This is a genomic window from Streptosporangiales bacterium (assembly GCA_009379955.1).
GTDB lineage: Bacteria > Actinomycetota > Actinomycetes > Streptosporangiales > WHST01 > WHST01.
The window spans coordinates 1-15,828 of record WHST01000049.1 but is presented as its reverse complement, the minus strand read 5'-3'; the positions used below and the strand labels follow the sequence as shown (position 1 = coordinate 15,828).

The window sequence follows — 15,828 nt, the reverse complement described above, 5'->3', positions numbered from 1 at the left end:
GGGTGCGTAGGCGATGAGCAGGCGCAGGATCGGCACGGAGCTCGTCCGCGGCACCGCGAAGGAGGTGCGGCTGTTCGCGCGCGGCTGGCGCTGGGGGCGGCGGCCGCTGGTGCCGAGGTCGGCGGAGCCGCACACGCCGGACCGGGGCAAGCGGGAGTTCCCCACCCGCTGGGCGCGTTCGCCCGCGGGCATCGCGTTGCGCGACGTCGTGCAGCGCGTCGGGCTGGGGCCGCTGCTGCGGTTCGAGGTGGAGCCCAGGGTCTCCGGCCTCGACGTTCTCGACGGCCTGCGACCCCCGGTGATCTTCGTGGCCAACCACTCGAGCCACCTCGACACCCCGCTCGTGCTGTGCACCCTGCCGAACCGCTGGCGCAGGCGTACGGCCGTGGCCGCCGCCGCCGACTACTTCTTCGACACGTGGTGGCGCGCGACCGGCTCGGCCATCGTCTTCAACACGTTCCCGATCGAGCGTCGCGGCGGGCAGCTGGCCACGACGCCGGGCTCGGTGCTCGAGGAGGGGTGGAACGTCGTCGTCTTCCCCGAGGGCACCAGGTCGCCCGACGGTTGGGGTGGACGCTTCCGCCTCGGCGCCGCCTACCTCGCCGTGCAGCACAACGTGCCGGTCGTGCCGATCGCGTTGCGCGGCGCCTATGCCGCCATGCCGCGTGGCCGCGGCTGGCCGGTGCCGGGCCGGCCGCCCGTCCGGGTGCGCTACGGCCGCGCCCTCGTACCCGGCGCTGGCGAGGAGCCGCGGGCGTTCGGCAAGCGGGTCAACGACGCCGTGGCCGAGCTGCTCGACGAGGACCGCACGACCTGGTGGGAGGCCAGGCGCCGGGCGGCGACCGGCACGACCCCGTCGCCGTCGGGTCCCGACATCGCACCCTGGCGTCGCATCTGGGCGCAGACCGCCCCGCCGGAGGCACCCCGCCGCCGGGCGTGGGCGAAGAAGCGCCGGATCGACTGAGCCTCCTGTCGTCCGGACGCCGGAACGCACGGTGATCATGGGGGACGGCGCGGGTGACCGAAGACTGCGTGGGACCCTTCGTCCCGCAGTTCGCGGACACGGCGTGACACGTGTTGACGAACCGGTGCGGAGCCGACAGGCTTATCGCCGGCGCGTTGCCCCGGCGCGTCAACCCGACAGTGTCATGCTGCGTCTCAGCATCAGGTGTCGGGCGCCCCCGCAGCGACAGGAAGGTCGCCATGCTGAAGTTCGTCCTGTTGTTCTTCGTGGTCATCCTGGTGGTCGGTGTCGTGCACACGATCGTCCGCAGGCCGCAGACCAGGCGGCAGGAAGAGAGCTAGCCCTCGTTCAGGGGGACATGTCCGCGCCGTTCTGTCGATTCCCGCGTGAGCGCGTTACCGTTCGGTATATGGACGCCCGCGGACGGATCGAGGGGTCGACATGCGAGTGGTGACGATATCGGCGGAGTACGGCGCCGGCGGCAGCATCATCGCGCCGCAGGTGGCCCAGCGGCTCGGTCTCCCGTTCGTCGACCGGGCGATACCCGAGGGCGTGGCACGTGACATCGGCTGCTCGCTGGAGTCGGCGCTCGCGCATGACGGCAAGGCCGAGCACGGCCTCGGACGGCTGCTCGCGGGCGCGGCCCGGCTGCCCAACGTGACCCTCGGCGGCATGGAGGCCTACCTACCGGTCGGTGACCTCGTCTCCGAGGACGAGTTCGTCGTGCGTACCGAGAAGGCGATCCGCGAGGTCGCCGCGACCACGGGCGGCGTCCTGCTCGGGCGTGCCGCCGTGCTGGTGCTGAAGGACGTGCCATACGCGCTGCACGTGCGCATCTACGGGCCCAAGGACCGCCGGCTGGCGCGGGTCATGCGTACCTCGGGGATCGACGAGAAGCTCGCGAGGCACCGGCTGGAGGACGCCGACCGCGCGCGTACCGCGTACGTCAAGCACTTCTACCGCGCCGACCCCACGGACTGCTCCCACTACCACCTGACCCTCGACAGCACGGTCGTCGCGATCGACGACGTCGTCGAGATCATCGTGCGGGCGGCCCAGGGGGAGACGGCGGTCGCGTCGAGTACGGCATAGCGGGCGTCGTGTCGAACGCCGGCGGCTGCGGCGTGTAGCGCACGTCCGAGCGGTGCACCACGAAGGTGCCGGCCACCTTGTCGTGCAGGCACTGGCGGTACGGCTTGTCGAAGAGGCACCACAGGTAGTTGACCAGCATGAACAGCGAGCCGATCACCGGCACCACGTTGACGCCGTAGAACACCAGGTAGCGCAGCAGCGCCCGGCCGAGGCCGATCTTGCGCGCTCCGGTGAACCGGACGATGCGGATGCCGAGCACCCGGTGGCCGATGGTGCGGCCGAAGCCCGCCTCCTGCGGAACGCGGTAGAGGCCGAAGACCACCACGGTCACGATGCCGACGAACCACTCGGTCGCCCAGAACGGCAGCGGCGCCACCTGTTGCGCCAGGGGGTTGCTCGCCGCGATGGCCAGCTCCTCCTGGTGGGCCATCCGGATGGCGACGGCCGGGATGAGGAGCGGCAGCAGCAGGACCGTGAGGATCGCCACGTCGATGACGAAGGCACAGAGCCGTCGCCACGGCGGGGACAGGTCGCGTGGCGGGAGCTGGCCCATCTCCCCGGTCAGCGACACCGGGCTGGTGACTTCTCCGCTCGATGACATGGACCGATTGTGGCGGACGGCGCGAACGGTGGGGAACCGGGCGCGCCGCCGGGTCACCGCGGCCGGACCCGTGAGGGGCACCCCGACCGGGTCAGAGCACGGTGAGGGGTCCCCTCACGGGGCCGCTCCTCCGGACCGCGTGGGACCATGTGGGGGTCGTCCCACCTGCCGAGAGGAGCAGCGGTGCCACCGTTGCCGAGCGTGTCGTACTCCATCGTGGTCCGCTTGGAGGTCCCGGCCCAGGGCAACATGGTGGGGCTGCTCACCAGCGCCGTGGAGAAGTCCGGCGGCATCGTGACGGCGCTCGACGTCACCAGGTCGGGCCACGAGCGGCTGCGCATCGATGTCACGTGCCAGTGCCGCGACACCGAGCACGCCGAGTCGGTGACCGAGGCGCTGCGGGCACTGCCCGACGTCTCGATCCACAAGGTGAGCGACCGTACGTTCCTGCTGCACCTCGGCGGCAAGATCGAGATGCGGTCGAAGGTCCCGCTGCGCAACCGCGACGACCTGTCGATGGCGTACACGCCCGGTGTCGGACGGGTCTCCCTCGCGCTCGCGCGCAACCCCGAGGACGCCCGCCGGCTGACCATCAAGCGCAACACCGTCGCGGTGGTGACTGACGGGTCCGCGGTCCTCGGACTCGGCAGCATCGGGCCGGTGGCGGCGCTGCCGGTGATGGAGGGCAAGGCCGCCCTGTTCAAGCAGTTCGCCGACATCGACGCCTGGCCGATCTGCCTCGACACCCAGGACACCGACGAGATCGTGTCGATCGTCCGCGCGATCGCCACCGGGTTCGGCGGCATCAACCTCGAGGACATCGCGGCGCCCCGGTGCTTCGAGGTCGAGCGCAGGCTCCGCGAGGCGCTCGACATCCCGGTGTTCCACGACGACCAGCACGGCACGGCGATCGCGGTGCTCGCGGCGCTGGAGAACGCCCTGCGGTGCGTCCGCAAGGAGCTCGGTGCGGTGCGCATCGCCATGTCCGGCGCCGGCGCGGCGGGCACTGCGGTGCTCAAGCTGCTGCTCGCGGCCGGGGTGCGCGACGTGGTCGTGTGCGACGTCCACGGTGCGCTGCACGCCGGCAGGAGCGATCTCGACGACAGCCTGCGCTGGATCGTCGAGCACACCAACACCGGCGGCTACTCCGGTGACCTGCGCGGGGCCGTCGCCGGCGCCGACGTCTTCATCGGGCTGTCCGCGCCCAACCTGCTGACCGGTGACGACATCGCCACGATGAACGACGACGCCGTGGTCTTCGCCCTGGCCAACCCCGACCCCGAGGTCGAGCCGAGCGCGGCGCTCGAGCACGCGGCCGTGGTGGCGACCGGCCGCAGCGACTACCCGAACCAGATCAACAACGTGCTCGTGTTCCCCGGCGTGTTCCGCGGGCTGCTCGACGCCGGCAGCCACGAGGTGACGACGCCGATGATGCTCGCCGCGGCCTCGGCCCTGGGCGGCACCGTGACCGACGAGGAGCTGAACACCAGCTACATCGTCCCGAGCGTGTTCCACCCGGACCTGGCGAAGACGGTCGCGGCCGCGGTGCAGCGCTCGGCGGAGGAGGCGCGGGAGCGGGAGAGCGGCGCCCCCGCCTCGTGAGGCAGAACGTCGCATCGCTCGTCCGCTGGGGAGCGTTCGCGCTCGCCGTCGCGATCCACCTCGTCGTGCTGTACTCGCCCGACTCCGGTGGCACGCCTCCGTTCGCACACGCCGACAAGGTCGTCCACGTCGGTGTCTTCGCGATCGTCGCGGTCACCGGTGTGCTCGCACGCGTGCGGCCGGTGACGCTCGGCGCCCTGCTCGTGGCACACGCGGTGGTCAGCGAGCTCGTGCAGGCCCTCGTCCTCCCCGGCAGGTCGGGGAGTCCGTGGGATGCGGTCGCGGATGTCGCGGGTGCTGCGCTCGGACTGCTTCTGGCAGCATCATGGACCCGTGGACCTCACCGGCAGCCTGCTCGTCGCGACACCCCTGCTCAGTGACCCCAACTTCGGCCGTACGGTCGTGCTGGTCGTCGAGAACGAGCCGTCGGGCACCCTCGGCGTCGTGCTGAACCGTCCCACCCAGGTGCCGGTGTCCGACGTCCTCGAGCCGTGGGGCGAGCTGACGAGCGGTCCGCAGGTGATGTTCCAGGGCGGCCCGGTGGCGCTCGACAGCGCGCTCGCGGTGGGTGGGGTGTCGGCGCCGGCGAACGACGAGGAGGAGCCGCTCGGCTGGCGGCGGATCTCCACGGACCGGTCCCGTGGTCTCGGGCTCGTCGACCTCGACGCGCCGCCGGAGGTCCTCGCGGCGGAGCTGAGCTCACTGCGCATCTTCGCGGGCTACGCGGGCTGGTCGGCCGGGCAGCTCGAGGGCGAGATCGACGAGGGTTCCTGGTATGTGGTCGAGGCGAGCCCCGGTGACCCGTTCACCGGGGAGCCGGCACGCCTGTGGCGCGACGTGCTGCGCCGCCAGCCGGGTGACCTCGCCCTGCTGGCCACGTTCCCCGAGGACCCGACCCAGAACTGACCGGCGGCGTGCCGTCGCCGGGATCGGTAGGGTTGTGGCGTGGAGACATCCGGACAGACGACGGTCATACCCGAGGGCGACACCGACGCCAAGCTGTCGCACGGCGACGGCGACCACGAACGGTTTGCGCACTACGTGCGCAAGGACCGCATCGTCGAGTCGTCCGTGACGGGTACCCCGCTCGTGGCGCTGTGCGGGAAGGTCTGGGTCCCCAGTCGCGACCCGAGCCGCTTCCCCGTCTGCCCGGAGTGCAAGGAGATCTGGGAGTCGCTGCCGAAGGGCGGCGGCGACGACGAGTCCTGATCCGCTGCCGGACCCGCGCATGCGCGCACGAACGCGACACTGTGTGAGTATCCCGCACGGACGTTCCGTCGAGACCTCACGCAGCGCATCACGGGTTCCGCACGTCTCGTCACCTCGAGTAACTTCGCGGGGTTGATCGCGCGGCCGCCCGGGCGGCGCGACGCGGACGGAGGAACCCATGCAGCGAACGTCTGTCTACGCGCTCGCAGGTGCCTCGGCCCTGGTGCTCGCCGGACTGCTCCCCGCCGGCGCGCAAGCGAGCAGCGAAGTGACCACGTCGGCGGCCTGTGCCGACGTGAGCTCCGGTGCTCGCGTGGCCCACGGCTCCCATGCGCACGAACCGAACCAGGTCTCCAAGGCCGAGCGCAACGCGATGGAGAGGGACTTCACCAAGCGGCTGGCGGCGCGTGGCACGACGGTCACCGCCGCCGCGGCGACGGTCGACGTCTACGTGCACGTCGTCACCGACGGCGCCGAGGGTGACCTCTCCGACGCGGCGATCGCCGACCAGATCGACGTGCTCAACGGGGCGTACGGCGCAACCGACTTCTCGTTCCAGCTGGCCGGCACCGACCGCACTGACAACGCCGAGTGGTACACGGTGCAGCCCGACACCAAGGCCGAGACGGACATGAAGAGCGCCCTGCGCAAGGGCGACAAGGGCGACCTCAACCTCTACACCGCCAACCTCGGCGGTGGCCTGCTCGGCTGGGCGACCTTCCCCGAGTGGTACGAGGGCGACCCGCAGGACGACGGCGTCGTCGTGCTGAACACCTCGCTCCCGGGTCAGGGTGCCGAGAACTACGACGAGGGCGACACCGCCACGCACGAGGTGGGGCACTGGCTCGGGCTCTACCACACGTTCCAGGACGGCTGCTCCGGCGGTGACGAGGTCGACGACACCGCGGCGGAGGCCGAGCCGGCGTACGAGTGCCCGACGGGACGCGACACCTGTCCCGCCGAGGGTGCCGACCCGATCCACAACTTCATGGACTACACCTACGACAGCTGCATGACCGAGTTCACCGCAGGTCAGGCCACCCGCATGGCCGACCAGTGGGCGGCGTACCGCGGTTAGCGCGGCCCGCAGGACCGAGACCGAGGGCTCACCCCGTGCGGGGCGGGCCCTCGTGTCGTCCGCCCCCGCTGTGTGCCCGAATGACGACACACAGTAGTTTCGTGGGCGGTGCCTGCTCTGCCGGCCAGGGGTGGAGCGTCGATTTTTCGAGGAGTGAACGATGCGGCGAAGGACGTTTCCCCTGCTCGCGGCTGCCGCGGTCATCGCGTGCAGTGCCCTCCTGCCGGCCGGTCAGCGCGACGGCGGCGACGCCGCCGCGTCGGTGAGCAGGTCGGCGGACGGGTCGTCCGCGCACTGCGCCCCGTCCGGCACGGCCCGGGTGCCGATCGGCGCCAAGGTCCGCGAGCCGCGGCTGCTCACCGAGGCGAGGCAGGCCGCGATGGAGCTGGACTTCCAGCGGCGGCAGCGCGACATGCGGCACCAGGGCGTGCAGGTGCGCGCGGCGGCCATCAAGGTCGACGTGTACGTCCACGTCGTCCACGACGGCGGCACGGGCAACGTCGGCAAGGCGCAGATCACCGAGCAGATCAAGGTGCTGAACGACTCGTACTCCGGCAAGACCGGAGGCGACGCGACATCGGTGAGCTTCTCGCTCGCCGGCACCGACCGCACCGACAACTCCACGTGGGCCACGGCGAAGCCGAACAGCTCGGCGGAGAGGTCGATGAAGAAGAAGTTGCGCCGGGGTGGCGCCTCCGACCTCAACCTCTACATCGCCGAGCCCGCCGGCGGCCTGCTCGGCTGGGCGACCATGCCGTCGTGGTACGAGAAGCACAAGAAGAGCGACGGTGTGGTGGTGCTGTACTCCACTCTGCCGGGCGGCTCGACGGCCGACTACGACGAGGGCGACACTGCCACGCACGAGATCGGGCATTGGCTCGGGCTCTACCACACGTTCGAGGGTGGCTGCACCGGTGAGGGCGACCACGTCGCCGACACCCCGGCCGAGGCGACCGCGGCGTACGAGTGCCCGACCAGCAGGGACAGCTGCGCTACCGCGCCGGGCAACGACTCGGTCCACAACTTCATGAACTACGTGTACGACCAGTGCATGAACGAGTTCACCGCGGGGCAGGCCGACCGCATCGGCAAGCAGTGGCAGGCGTACCGCGCTTCGTGACGCGGTCACCGTTCGTCGTAGTTCTCCGTAGCGCTTACGTCGTCGCTCCGTGACGCAGTACGGTCCGCAGGGTCCCGCCGATCCGGCTGAGGCGGGCCGGTCGGAACGGAGAACCACATGCGGCGCAGGGTGTTCCATGTCCTGGCGGGTGCGTCCGCCCTCGTCCTGAGTGCCCTGGTCCCCGCGGCCGGCGGCTCGACCGGCGCCGCCGCCGCGACGGGCGACGACGCGCGTGCCTGCGCTCCGGCGAGCGCCGCTCGCGTGGCGCACGGCGCGGAGGTCCGCGAACCCGACGACGTCAGCGCCGCGAAGCAGGCGGCCATGGAACGCGACTTCTCCGCGAAGCTGGCGAAGAAGGGCGGCGCCTCCGTGACGGCCGCGACAGTGACGGTCGACGTCTACGTGCACGTCATCTACTCCGGCACCAAGGGCAACCTCACCAAGAGCAGGATCAACAGCCAGGTCAAGGTGCTCAACGACGCCTACGCCGGCAGCACCGGTGGTGCCGCCACGCAGTTCGCGTTCCGGCTCGCGGGCACCGACCGCACCAAGAGCAAGGCGTGGTTCGGCCTCGACTACGACTCGGCCGAGGAAGCCGCGATGAAGAGGAAGCTCCGCAGGGGCGGCGCGGCCGCGCTCAACCTCTACACCGCCAACCTCGGCGACGGCCTGCTCGGCTGGGCGACGTTCCCCGCGTGGTACGCCGGCAACCCGAAGGACGACGGCGTCGTCGTCCACTACGAGTCGCTGCCGGGCGGCGCGTTGACCAACTACGACAAGGGCGACACGGGCACGCACGAGGTGGGTCACTGGCTCGGGCTGTACCACACGTTCGAGAACGGCTGCGCAAGCCCGGGTGACGCGGTGAGCGACACGGCGGCGGAGGGCGAGCCCGCGTTCGAGTGCCCGACGGGCCGCGACACCTGTCCTGCCACCGGGGCGGACCCGATCCACAACTTCATGGACTACACCTACGACGCGTGCATGTACGAGTTCACGCCGGGGCAGTCGACCCGGATGACCAACCAGTGGGCGGCCTACCGCGCCTGAGCGGGCCCGCGCCCGCCGCGGTATGCGAAGATCGGCGCCATGGCGACGTATACCTACCACCTGTCGGGTGACCCGAGGGCGGCGTTCGACACCGCGCTGAAGGTGCTCGGCGACCAGAAGTACACGGTCAGCAAGGACTCCGAGTGGTCGGCGACCGCGGAGGTCGGCAGCACGGGCAAGGTGGCGCTCTTCGGCGCGTTCTCGCCGCACATCCGGCTCGGTGTCACCGTCGCGACCAACGCGGACGGTGCGGTGCTCAGGCTCGTCCAGTCGACCACCGGCGCCGCCGGTGGGCTCATCGGCCTGAGCAAGGTGAAGAAGGCGGTGAAGACCGCGGGCGAAGGCGTCCAGCAGGCGCTGCAGTCCGCGGGCACGCTGGCGAGCGTCCACGTCGGCTGACGGTCGCCGGGAGGCAACGATGACGGGTCACCGGCTCCCGTTCGACGTCAACTGCTCGATCCTCTTCACCGAGCTGCCGCTGCTCGAACGTCCCGCCGCTGCCAAGACGGCGGGATTCGACGCGGTGGAGTTCTGGTGGCCGTTCGCCGAACCGGTGCCGGCCGAGCGCGACGTCGACGCGTTCGTCACGGCGATCGGTGATGCCGGGGTGCGGCTGGTGGGCCTCAACTTCTTCGCCGGCGACATGCCGGCCGGCGATCGCGGGGTGCTCTCGTGGCCCGGCCGCGAGGCGGAGTTCCGTGCCAACGCCGACGTCGTCGCCGGGATCGGCCAGGTCACCGGATGCCGCGCGTTCAACGCGCTGTACGGCAACCGCATCGCGGGCGAGGACACCGCGAGGCAGGACGACCTCGCGGCGGAGAGCCTCGCGTACGCCGCACGCGCCGTCGGCGAGCACGGCGGCGTGGTGCTCGTCGAACCGGTCAGCGGCGTGGCGGCGTACCCGCTGAAGACCGCGGACGACGCGGTCGCCGTGATCGACCGGGTGACGGCGGACGGCGGCGCCGGCGAGGTGCGCCTGCTCGCCGACCTCTACCACCTGAGCGTCAACGGCGTCGACCTCGACGACGCGATCGCCCGCCACGCGCACCGCGTCGGGCACGTGCAGGTCGCCGACGCTCCCGGCCGGCACCAGCCGGGCACCGGTGCGCTCGACGTCGACGGTCGGCTGGCGCTGCTCGAACGGTCCGGATACACCGGCTGGGTCGGACTGGAATACGTCCCCGCCGGGCCGACCGCCGACAGCTTCGACTGGCTGCCCCGTGATCGCCGGGCAGCCGGCGACTGACCGTCCACCATCTCGGAGGAAGTGCATGAAGACCGTCGGATTCATCGGCCTCGGCATCATGGGCGGCCCGATGGCCGCCAACCTCGTCCGCGCCGGCTTCGACGTCGTCGGCTACAACAGGAGCAGGGCCAAGGTCGACCGCCTCGTCGAGGAGGGCGGGCGCGCGGCGTCGTCGATCGCCGAGGCCACGCGCGGTGCGGACGTCGTCGTCACGATGCTCCCCGACTCACCGGACGTCGAGGCGGTGGTCCTCGGTGACGACGGCGTGTTCGCCAACGCCGACCCCGGCCTGCTCCTCGTCGACTGCAGCACGATCAGGCCCGACACGGCGCGGACCGTGGCGGAGGCGGGACGTGAGCGCGACGTGCGGGTGCTCGACGCGCCTGTCAGCGGCGGCGACCAGGGCGCGATCGACGGCACGCTGGCCATCATGGTGGGCGGCGACCAGGTCGACTTCGCCGCGGCGGGCGAGGTGTTCGACGCGGTCGGCAAGACCATCGTGCACGTCGGGCCGCACGGCGCGGGCCAGACGGTGAAGGCCGCCAACCAGCTCATCGCGGCGGGCACCCTCGGCCTCGTCGCCGAGGCGCTGGTCTTCCTCGAGGCACACGGCGTCGACACCGAGGCGGCGGTACGCGTGCTCTCCGGCGGCCTCGCGGGCAGCGCCGTGCTCGACCGAAAGGCGCCGGCCATGCTGGCCCGCGACTTCCGGCCGGGCTTCCGGCTCGAGCTGCACCACAAGGACCTCGGTATCGTCCAGGCGGCGGCGCGGGAGGCCGGCGTCGCGCTCCCGCTCGGGACGGCCGTGGCGCAGCTGGTCGGCTCGCTCGTGGCGCAGGGCAAGGGCGACCTCGACCACACGGCGCTGCTCGACATCGTCGAGCACCTCTCCGGCCGCGCCCTCGACTAGCCCGGGACCCCGGCGGGGGTGCGAGCACCTGCTGGGGACCCCGGCGGGCGGGCATCACCGTTGGGGACCCCAGCGGGGGTGCGGGCCACCGTTGGGGACCCCAGCGGGGGTGGGAACCACGGGCGGGGACCCCAGCGGTGCGGTGGTCGGTCAGGTGCGCAGCACGGGGGTGCCGGCCAGCTCGACGCCGGCGGCGCGGAGCTCGTCGAGCGCCTTGTCGGTGGTCTCGCGTGAGACGCCCGCGGTGAGGTCGAGCAGCACCCTCGTGGTGAACCCGGCGCGGGCGGCGTCGGCGGCGGTGGCGCGCACGCAGTGGTCGGTGGCGATGCCGACGACGTCGAGGGTGTCGACGTCGCGGTCGTGCAGCCACTCGTCGAGCGGTTCGGCGTCGTGGGTCTCGCCCTCGAAGCCGCTGTAGCCGGCGGTGAACTCGCCTTTGTTGAAGACGGCGTCGACCCGGGAGGCGTCGAGCGCGGGGTGGAACTCGGCGCCGGGGGAGCCCGCGACGCAGTGTCGCGGCCAGGAGTCGACGTAGTCGGGCTCGTCGGAGAAGTGCGAGCCGGGGTCGATGTGGTTGTCGCGGGTCGCGACGACCTGCGCGTAGTCGGACCGGCGCTGCACGATCAGGTCGGTGATCGCGGCGGCGACGTCGCTGCCGCCGGCGACTGCGAGCGCGCCGCCCTCGCAGAAGTCGTTCTGCACGTCGACGATGACGAGAGCCTTGGCCATCGTTGGTACCCCCTCTTCAGCCTTCCACGTAGTACGTGGGGATCGCCGGCTCGCCCTGGGACAGCTGCACCGCCGTCGGCGGCAGGCCGGCCAACGAGTTGCGGCGCCGGGTGCGCGCCTCGTCGAGTGTGCCATTCCACACGATTTCGCCGCTTTTGACGAGGGGGACGAGCAGCGGCCTGGCGTCGTCGCCGGCCTGTGCCGGGTCGGTGCAGAGCAGCTCGGCGTCCGCGACCCCGGCGCCGTTGGTGCGCCGGAACGCCCACTTCCGTCCCCCGTGGGTGGGCTTGCCGATCGAGCGCTTCGCGACCGGGCGCAGCGGCGCGCCCGCGTCGTCGCCCCCGGCGCGGGCGACGAGCTTGTAGACGAGCTCCGCGGTCGGCGCACCCGAACCCGTGACGAGGGACGTGCCGACGCCGTACGCGTCCGCGGCCGTGACCGCCAGTGCGGCGATCTGGTGCTCGTCGAGGTCACCGGACACGACGATCCTCGTGCCCGTCGCACCGAGCTCATCGAGCTCCGTGCGCACCTGACCGGCGAGCGTCAGCAGGTCGCCCGAGTCGATCCGGATCGCACCCAGCGCGGTGCCCGCGACCTCGACCGCGGTGCGGACGGCCTCGCGGACGTCGTAGGTGTCGACCAGGATCGTGGTGCCCGCGCCCAGGGCCTCGACCTGGGCACGGAACGCGTCGCGCTCGGTGTCGTGCAGCAGCACGAAGGCATGCGCCGCGGTGCCCGCGGTCGGCACCCCGTACCTGCGCCTCGCCTCGAGGTTGGACGACGACGCGAACCCGGCGAGGTAGGCGGCGCGCGCGCACGCGACCGCCGCCTCCTCGTGCGTGCGTCGCGACCCCATCTCGATGACGGGACGGCCACCCGCCGCGGTGACCATGCGCGACGCGGCGCCGGCGATCGCGCAGTCGTGGTTGAAGACGCTCAGCGCGAGCGTCTCGAGGAGCACCGCCTCGGCGAACGTCCCCTCCGCCACGAGCAGCGGGGAGCCGGGGAAGAAGGCCTCGCCCTCGGGATATCCCCAGATGTCGCCGCCGAACCGGAAGGACGCCAGCCAGTCGCGGGTCGTCTCGTCGACGATCGCCTCGTCGGCGAGGAACCGAAGGGCATCATCGTCGAAGCGGAACCGGCGGAGCTGGTCGAGGAACCGCCCCGTGCCCGCGACGACGCCGTAGCGGCGGTTGCCCGGCAGCCGCCGCGCGAAGAGCTCGAAGACGCAACGCCGCGCGGCCGTCCCGTCACGCAGGGCCGACATGAGCATCGTCAGCTCGTACTGGTCGGTCATCAGCGCGGTGCTGGGTGCCTTCACGGGTGGCAGCTTAGGACGAGGCCGGTGGACCGTGCCCCGGCCGGCGGGGTCCGGCGTGTCACGATGGGACGGTGAGTGTCGCTCCCGTCGAGGTCGAGAAACCGGAGTCCGACTCCGTCGTCGAGCCCGACCTGCCGTGGGTGACGATCGTATGGAACGACCCGGTCAACCTGATGTCGTACGTCACGTACGTCTTCCAGAACTACTTCGGCTATCCGCGCGAGCACGCGGAGAAACTGATGATGGACGTCCACCACAAGGGTCGGGCGGTAGTGTCCTCGGGCACGCGGGAGGAGATGGAGCGCGACGTGACGGCCATGCACGGCTACGGACTCTGGGCGACCCTGCAGCACGACAAGTGAGGCGAGCACGAGGGTGAGCTCCGGATTCCATCGACGGCGCGGCGGGCACCTGACCGTGGTGTTCGAGCCGGGCGAGGCCGGCGTCCTGCACACGCTGTTCCGCGAGCTCATCGAGATGCTCGACGACGGCGAACGCCTGGTCGGCGACGATCCGCTCGCCCAGGCGTTCGGCAACGTCGACGACCGCAAGAAGCCCGACGACCCGGCACTCGCGCGCCTGCTGCCCGATGGCTACAGCGACGACGACGAGTCGTCGCAGGACTTCCGCAGGTACACCGAGGGTGACCTGCGCGCCGGCAAGGCGAACGCGGCGACCGTCGCGCGCGACTCCCTCGGCGATGGCGGCAAGATCGACCTCACACCCGAGCAGGGTCAGGCCTGGCTCAGCGTGCTCAACGACCTGCGCCTGACCTTCGGCGTGCGGCTCGAGGTGACCGAGGACCACGAGCTCGCGTTCTCGCTGCTCTCGGACGACGACCCGCGCAAGCAGGCGTGGTACGTCTACGACTGGCTCGGTTACCTGCAGCAGACGCTGATCGAGGCGCTCATGCGTGATCTCTGACACGTACCCGCTCCGGGTACGCTCGTCTCGTGCTGACCATCGACCAGGCCACGTATGACGCGATCGTCGCGCACGCGCGGCGCGACCACCCGGACGAGGCCTGCGGCATCGTCGCCGGGCCCGCCGGCTCGGACAGCCCGCGACGGTTCGTACCGATGACCAACGCGGAGCGCTCGCCGACGTTCTTCCGGTTCGACCCCCAGGAGCAGCTGGCGGTCTGGCGCGAGATGGACGACCGCGACGAGGAGCCGGTCGTCATCTACCACTCCCACACCTCGACCGAGGCGTACCCGTCCCGCACGGACATCTCGCTCGCGATGGAGCCGGGGGCGCACTACGTGCTCGTCTCCACGAGGGACGAGGACACGGTCGAGGTCCGGTCGTATCGCATCGTGGACGCCGTGGTCACCGAGGAGGACGTCAGCGTGGTGGCGTCGGCCGACGCGACGGAATGAATCCGCTCACCTCAGAGGTTGTCGCTGAGGACCCGTACGAGAACCCACAGGAGATCCTGGCCATGGCCATCGAGGTTCGCATCCCGACCATCCTGCGCACTCACACCGGCGGCGAGAAGGCCGTCCCCGGGGCGGGCGGCACGCTGGGCGAGCTGCTCGACGACCTGGAGGCCCGGCATCCCGGCCTGCGCGAGCGTCTTGTCGACGACCAGGGCCTGCGCCGGTTCGTCAACCTCTACCGCAACGACGAGGACGTCCGCTTCACCGGCGGGCTCGACACGCCGCTCGACGACGGTGACACCGTGACCGTCCTGCCGGCCGTGGCCGGCGGCGGCCGCTGAGCGGGTCTGCGGTGGCCACGCGCTCCCTGCTCGACAGCATCGGCGGCACCCCGCTCGTCGAGCTCACCAGGCTCTCGCCCGCAGGTGACGTGCGCCTGTACGCGAAGCTCGAGGACCGCAACCCGACCGGCTCGGTCAAGGACCGGGTGGCGCTGGCGATGATCGAGGCGGCCGAGCGCGACGGGCTGCTGGAGCCCGGCCGCACCGTCCTCGAGCCGACGTCGGGCAACACCGGCATCGGGCTGGCGATGGTGTGCCGGCTCCGCGGCTACCGGCTCGTCTGCGTGCTCCCGGAGAACACGTCGGAGGAACGCCGGCAGCTGCTCACCATGTGGGGCGCCGAGATCGTCCCGTCGCCCGCTGCGGGCGGCTCCAACGAGGCCGTGCGCGTGGCGAAGGGTCTCGCCGCCGAGCACCCCGACTGGGTGATGCTCTACCAGTACGGCAACCCGGCCAACTGGCAGGCGCACTACGAGGGCACCGGCCCCGAGGTGCTCGCCGACCTGCCGGGCATCACGCACTTCGTCGCCGGCCTGGGCACCACCGGCACGCTGATGGGCGTGGGCAGGTTCCTGCGCGAGAAGGTCCCGGACATCAGGATCATCGCCGCCGAGCCTCGGTACGGCGAGCTCGTCTACGGCCTGCGCAACCTCGACGAGGGCTTCGTGCCCGAGCTGTACGACGAGAGCGTCCTGTCCGGACGCCACAACGTCGGCCCGTACGACGCCCTACGCCGCACCAGGGAGCTGGTGTCGGACGAGGGCATCTTCGCCGGCATCTCGACCGGCGCCGCCCTGCACGTCGCGCTCGGCATCGCCGAGCGGTGCGTCAGGGCCGGCGAGCGCGCCGAGATCGCGTTCGTGGTCGCCGACGGTGGCTGGAAGTACCTCTCGACCGGCGCGTACGCCGGCACCCTCGAGGAGGCCGCCGCCGCGCTCGAGGGCCAGCTCTGGGCCTGACCCGTTGATCACGTTAACCTCGATTGTTCACGTGGGGTGGTGGTGTGGCCGTGGTGGGGTGTTGTGGGGTGTGGTTGGGTTGTTTGGGGGGTGGGGGGTAGGGCGGTGGCCCGGTTGTCGCCTGGGGTGGGCGCCGGTTCCACGGGCCGGGTGTTGTTCTGCTGGGGCGATGCGGGGTCGCGGCTGGTTAGGTGAAGGCGGCGCGGAGTCGGTCGAAGCCGGCGGCG

Annotated in this window: 19 protein-coding genes and 1 pseudogene; 17 read left to right on the top strand and 3 right to left on the bottom strand. The window is 71.5% G+C overall.

The annotated features are described in order from the left end of the window. Nucleotides 1–28 precede the first annotated feature (28 nt). Both GEV10_15945 and GEV10_15940 read left to right on the top strand, forming a co-directional pair. Nucleotides 29–964 (top strand): 1-acyl-sn-glycerol-3-phosphate acyltransferase, encoded by a 936-nt coding sequence (locus GEV10_15945; protein MQA79949.1) that lies wholly within the window; start codon nucleotides 29–31, stop codon nucleotides 962–964. A gap of 441 nt (nucleotides 965–1,405) precedes the next feature. Beyond that, nucleotides 1,406–2,056, top strand: a complete 651-nt coding sequence (locus tag GEV10_15940) for a cytidylate kinase-like family protein (GenBank protein MQA79948.1) — start codon at nucleotides 1,406–1,408, stop codon at nucleotides 2,054–2,056. On the opposite strand, the gene GEV10_15935 is transcribed toward GEV10_15940, so the two are convergent. Next, on the bottom strand, nucleotides 2,004–2,657 hold the full coding sequence (locus tag GEV10_15935) for a hypothetical protein (GenBank protein MQA79947.1): 654 nt from the start codon (nucleotides 2,655–2,657) through the stop codon (nucleotides 2,004–2,006). The genes GEV10_15940 and GEV10_15935 overlap by 53 nt on opposite strands. A 183-nt stretch (nucleotides 2,658–2,840) precedes the next feature. Between GEV10_15935 and GEV10_15930 the strand changes: the two genes are divergently transcribed. The 10 genes and pseudogenes from GEV10_15930 to GEV10_15885 all read left to right on the top strand — a co-directional run bounded on the left by GEV10_15930 (nucleotide 2,841) and on the right by GEV10_15885 (nucleotide 10,872). After that, nucleotides 2,841–4,259 (top strand): NAD-dependent malic enzyme, encoded by a 1,419-nt coding sequence (locus GEV10_15930; GenBank protein MQA79946.1) that lies wholly within the window; start codon nucleotides 2,841–2,843, stop codon nucleotides 4,257–4,259. Further along, nucleotides 4,256–4,576: pseudogene (locus GEV10_15925) on the top strand (VanZ family protein). The gene GEV10_15930 and the pseudogene GEV10_15925 overlap by 4 nt, the downstream one beginning before the upstream one ends. Then, entirely contained in the window at nucleotides 4,545–5,165 is a 621-nt protein-coding gene (locus tag GEV10_15920) for a YqgE/AlgH family protein (GenBank protein ID MQA79945.1), read from the top strand. Before GEV10_15925 ends, GEV10_15920 begins: the two are co-directional and overlap by 32 nt. Nucleotides 5,166–5,204: 39 nt before the next feature. After that, nucleotides 5,205–5,468: a DUF3039 domain-containing protein gene (locus GEV10_15915; GenBank protein MQA79944.1), complete on the top strand. Its 264-nt coding sequence runs from the start codon at nucleotides 5,205–5,207 to the stop codon at nucleotides 5,466–5,468. Nucleotides 5,469–5,646: 178 nt separating this feature from the next. Beyond that, complete coding sequence (locus tag GEV10_15910; GenBank protein ID MQA79943.1) at nucleotides 5,647–6,546, top strand: zinc metalloprotease; 900 nt, start codon at nucleotides 5,647–5,649, stop codon at nucleotides 6,544–6,546. 160 nt (nucleotides 6,547–6,706) lie between these two features. Then, the gene (locus tag GEV10_15905) at nucleotides 6,707–7,666 is read left to right on the top strand and encodes a zinc metalloprotease (protein ID MQA79942.1); all 960 of its coding nucleotides are present in this window, start codon (nucleotides 6,707–6,709) and stop codon (nucleotides 7,664–7,666) included. A gap of 117 nt (nucleotides 7,667–7,783) precedes the next feature. Further along, nucleotides 7,784–8,716, top strand: coding sequence for a zinc metalloprotease (locus tag GEV10_15900; protein MQA79941.1), 933 nt, complete (start codon nucleotides 7,784–7,786; stop codon nucleotides 8,714–8,716). Nucleotides 8,717–8,755: 39 nt separating this feature from the next. Next, nucleotides 8,756–9,115: a hypothetical protein gene (locus GEV10_15895; protein ID MQA79940.1), complete on the top strand. Its 360-nt coding sequence runs from the start codon at nucleotides 8,756–8,758 to the stop codon at nucleotides 9,113–9,115. 19 nt (nucleotides 9,116–9,134) lie between these two features. Further along, entirely contained in the window at nucleotides 9,135–9,962 is an 828-nt protein-coding gene (locus tag GEV10_15890) for a TIM barrel protein (GenBank protein MQA79939.1), read from the top strand. Nucleotides 9,963–9,987: 25 nt separating this feature from the next. After that, the gene (locus GEV10_15885) at nucleotides 9,988–10,872 is read left to right on the top strand and encodes a 2-hydroxy-3-oxopropionate reductase (protein ID MQA79938.1); all 885 of its coding nucleotides are present in this window, start codon (nucleotides 9,988–9,990) and stop codon (nucleotides 10,870–10,872) included. A gap of 150 nt (nucleotides 10,873–11,022) precedes the next feature. On the opposite strand, the gene GEV10_15880 is transcribed toward GEV10_15885, so the two are convergent. Then, on the bottom strand, nucleotides 11,023–11,601 hold the full coding sequence (locus GEV10_15880; protein ID MQA79937.1) for an isochorismatase family protein: 579 nt from the start codon (nucleotides 11,599–11,601) through the stop codon (nucleotides 11,023–11,025). Between the two features lie 16 nt (nucleotides 11,602–11,617). Continuing rightward, complete coding sequence (locus GEV10_15875; protein MQA79936.1) at nucleotides 11,618–12,898, bottom strand: nicotinate phosphoribosyltransferase; 1,281 nt, start codon at nucleotides 12,896–12,898, stop codon at nucleotides 11,618–11,620. 95 nt (nucleotides 12,899–12,993) lie between these two features. On the opposite strand from GEV10_15875, the gene clpS reads away from it, so the two are divergent. From clpS to GEV10_15850, 5 genes are all read left to right on the top strand, one after another. Further along, on the top strand, nucleotides 12,994–13,284 hold the full coding sequence (clpS, locus tag GEV10_15870; protein MQA79935.1) for an ATP-dependent Clp protease adapter ClpS: 291 nt from the start codon (nucleotides 12,994–12,996) through the stop codon (nucleotides 13,282–13,284). Nucleotides 13,285–13,297: 13 nt separating this feature from the next. After that, nucleotides 13,298–13,846, top strand: coding sequence for a DUF2017 family protein (locus GEV10_15865; protein MQA79934.1), 549 nt, complete (start codon nucleotides 13,298–13,300; stop codon nucleotides 13,844–13,846). Between the two features lie 29 nt (nucleotides 13,847–13,875). Further along, nucleotides 13,876–14,301: a peptidase gene (locus GEV10_15860; GenBank protein ID MQA79933.1), complete on the top strand. Its 426-nt coding sequence runs from the start codon at nucleotides 13,876–13,878 to the stop codon at nucleotides 14,299–14,301. 62 nt (nucleotides 14,302–14,363) lie between these two features. Next, nucleotides 14,364–14,642, top strand: a complete 279-nt coding sequence (locus tag GEV10_15855; GenBank protein ID MQA79932.1) for a molybdopterin synthase sulfur carrier subunit — start codon at nucleotides 14,364–14,366, stop codon at nucleotides 14,640–14,642. Nucleotides 14,643–14,653: 11 nt separating this feature from the next. Further along, nucleotides 14,654–15,601, top strand: coding sequence for a cysteine synthase (locus tag GEV10_15850; GenBank protein MQA79931.1), 948 nt, complete (start codon nucleotides 14,654–14,656; stop codon nucleotides 15,599–15,601). Nucleotides 15,602–15,828: the final 227 nt, after the last annotated feature.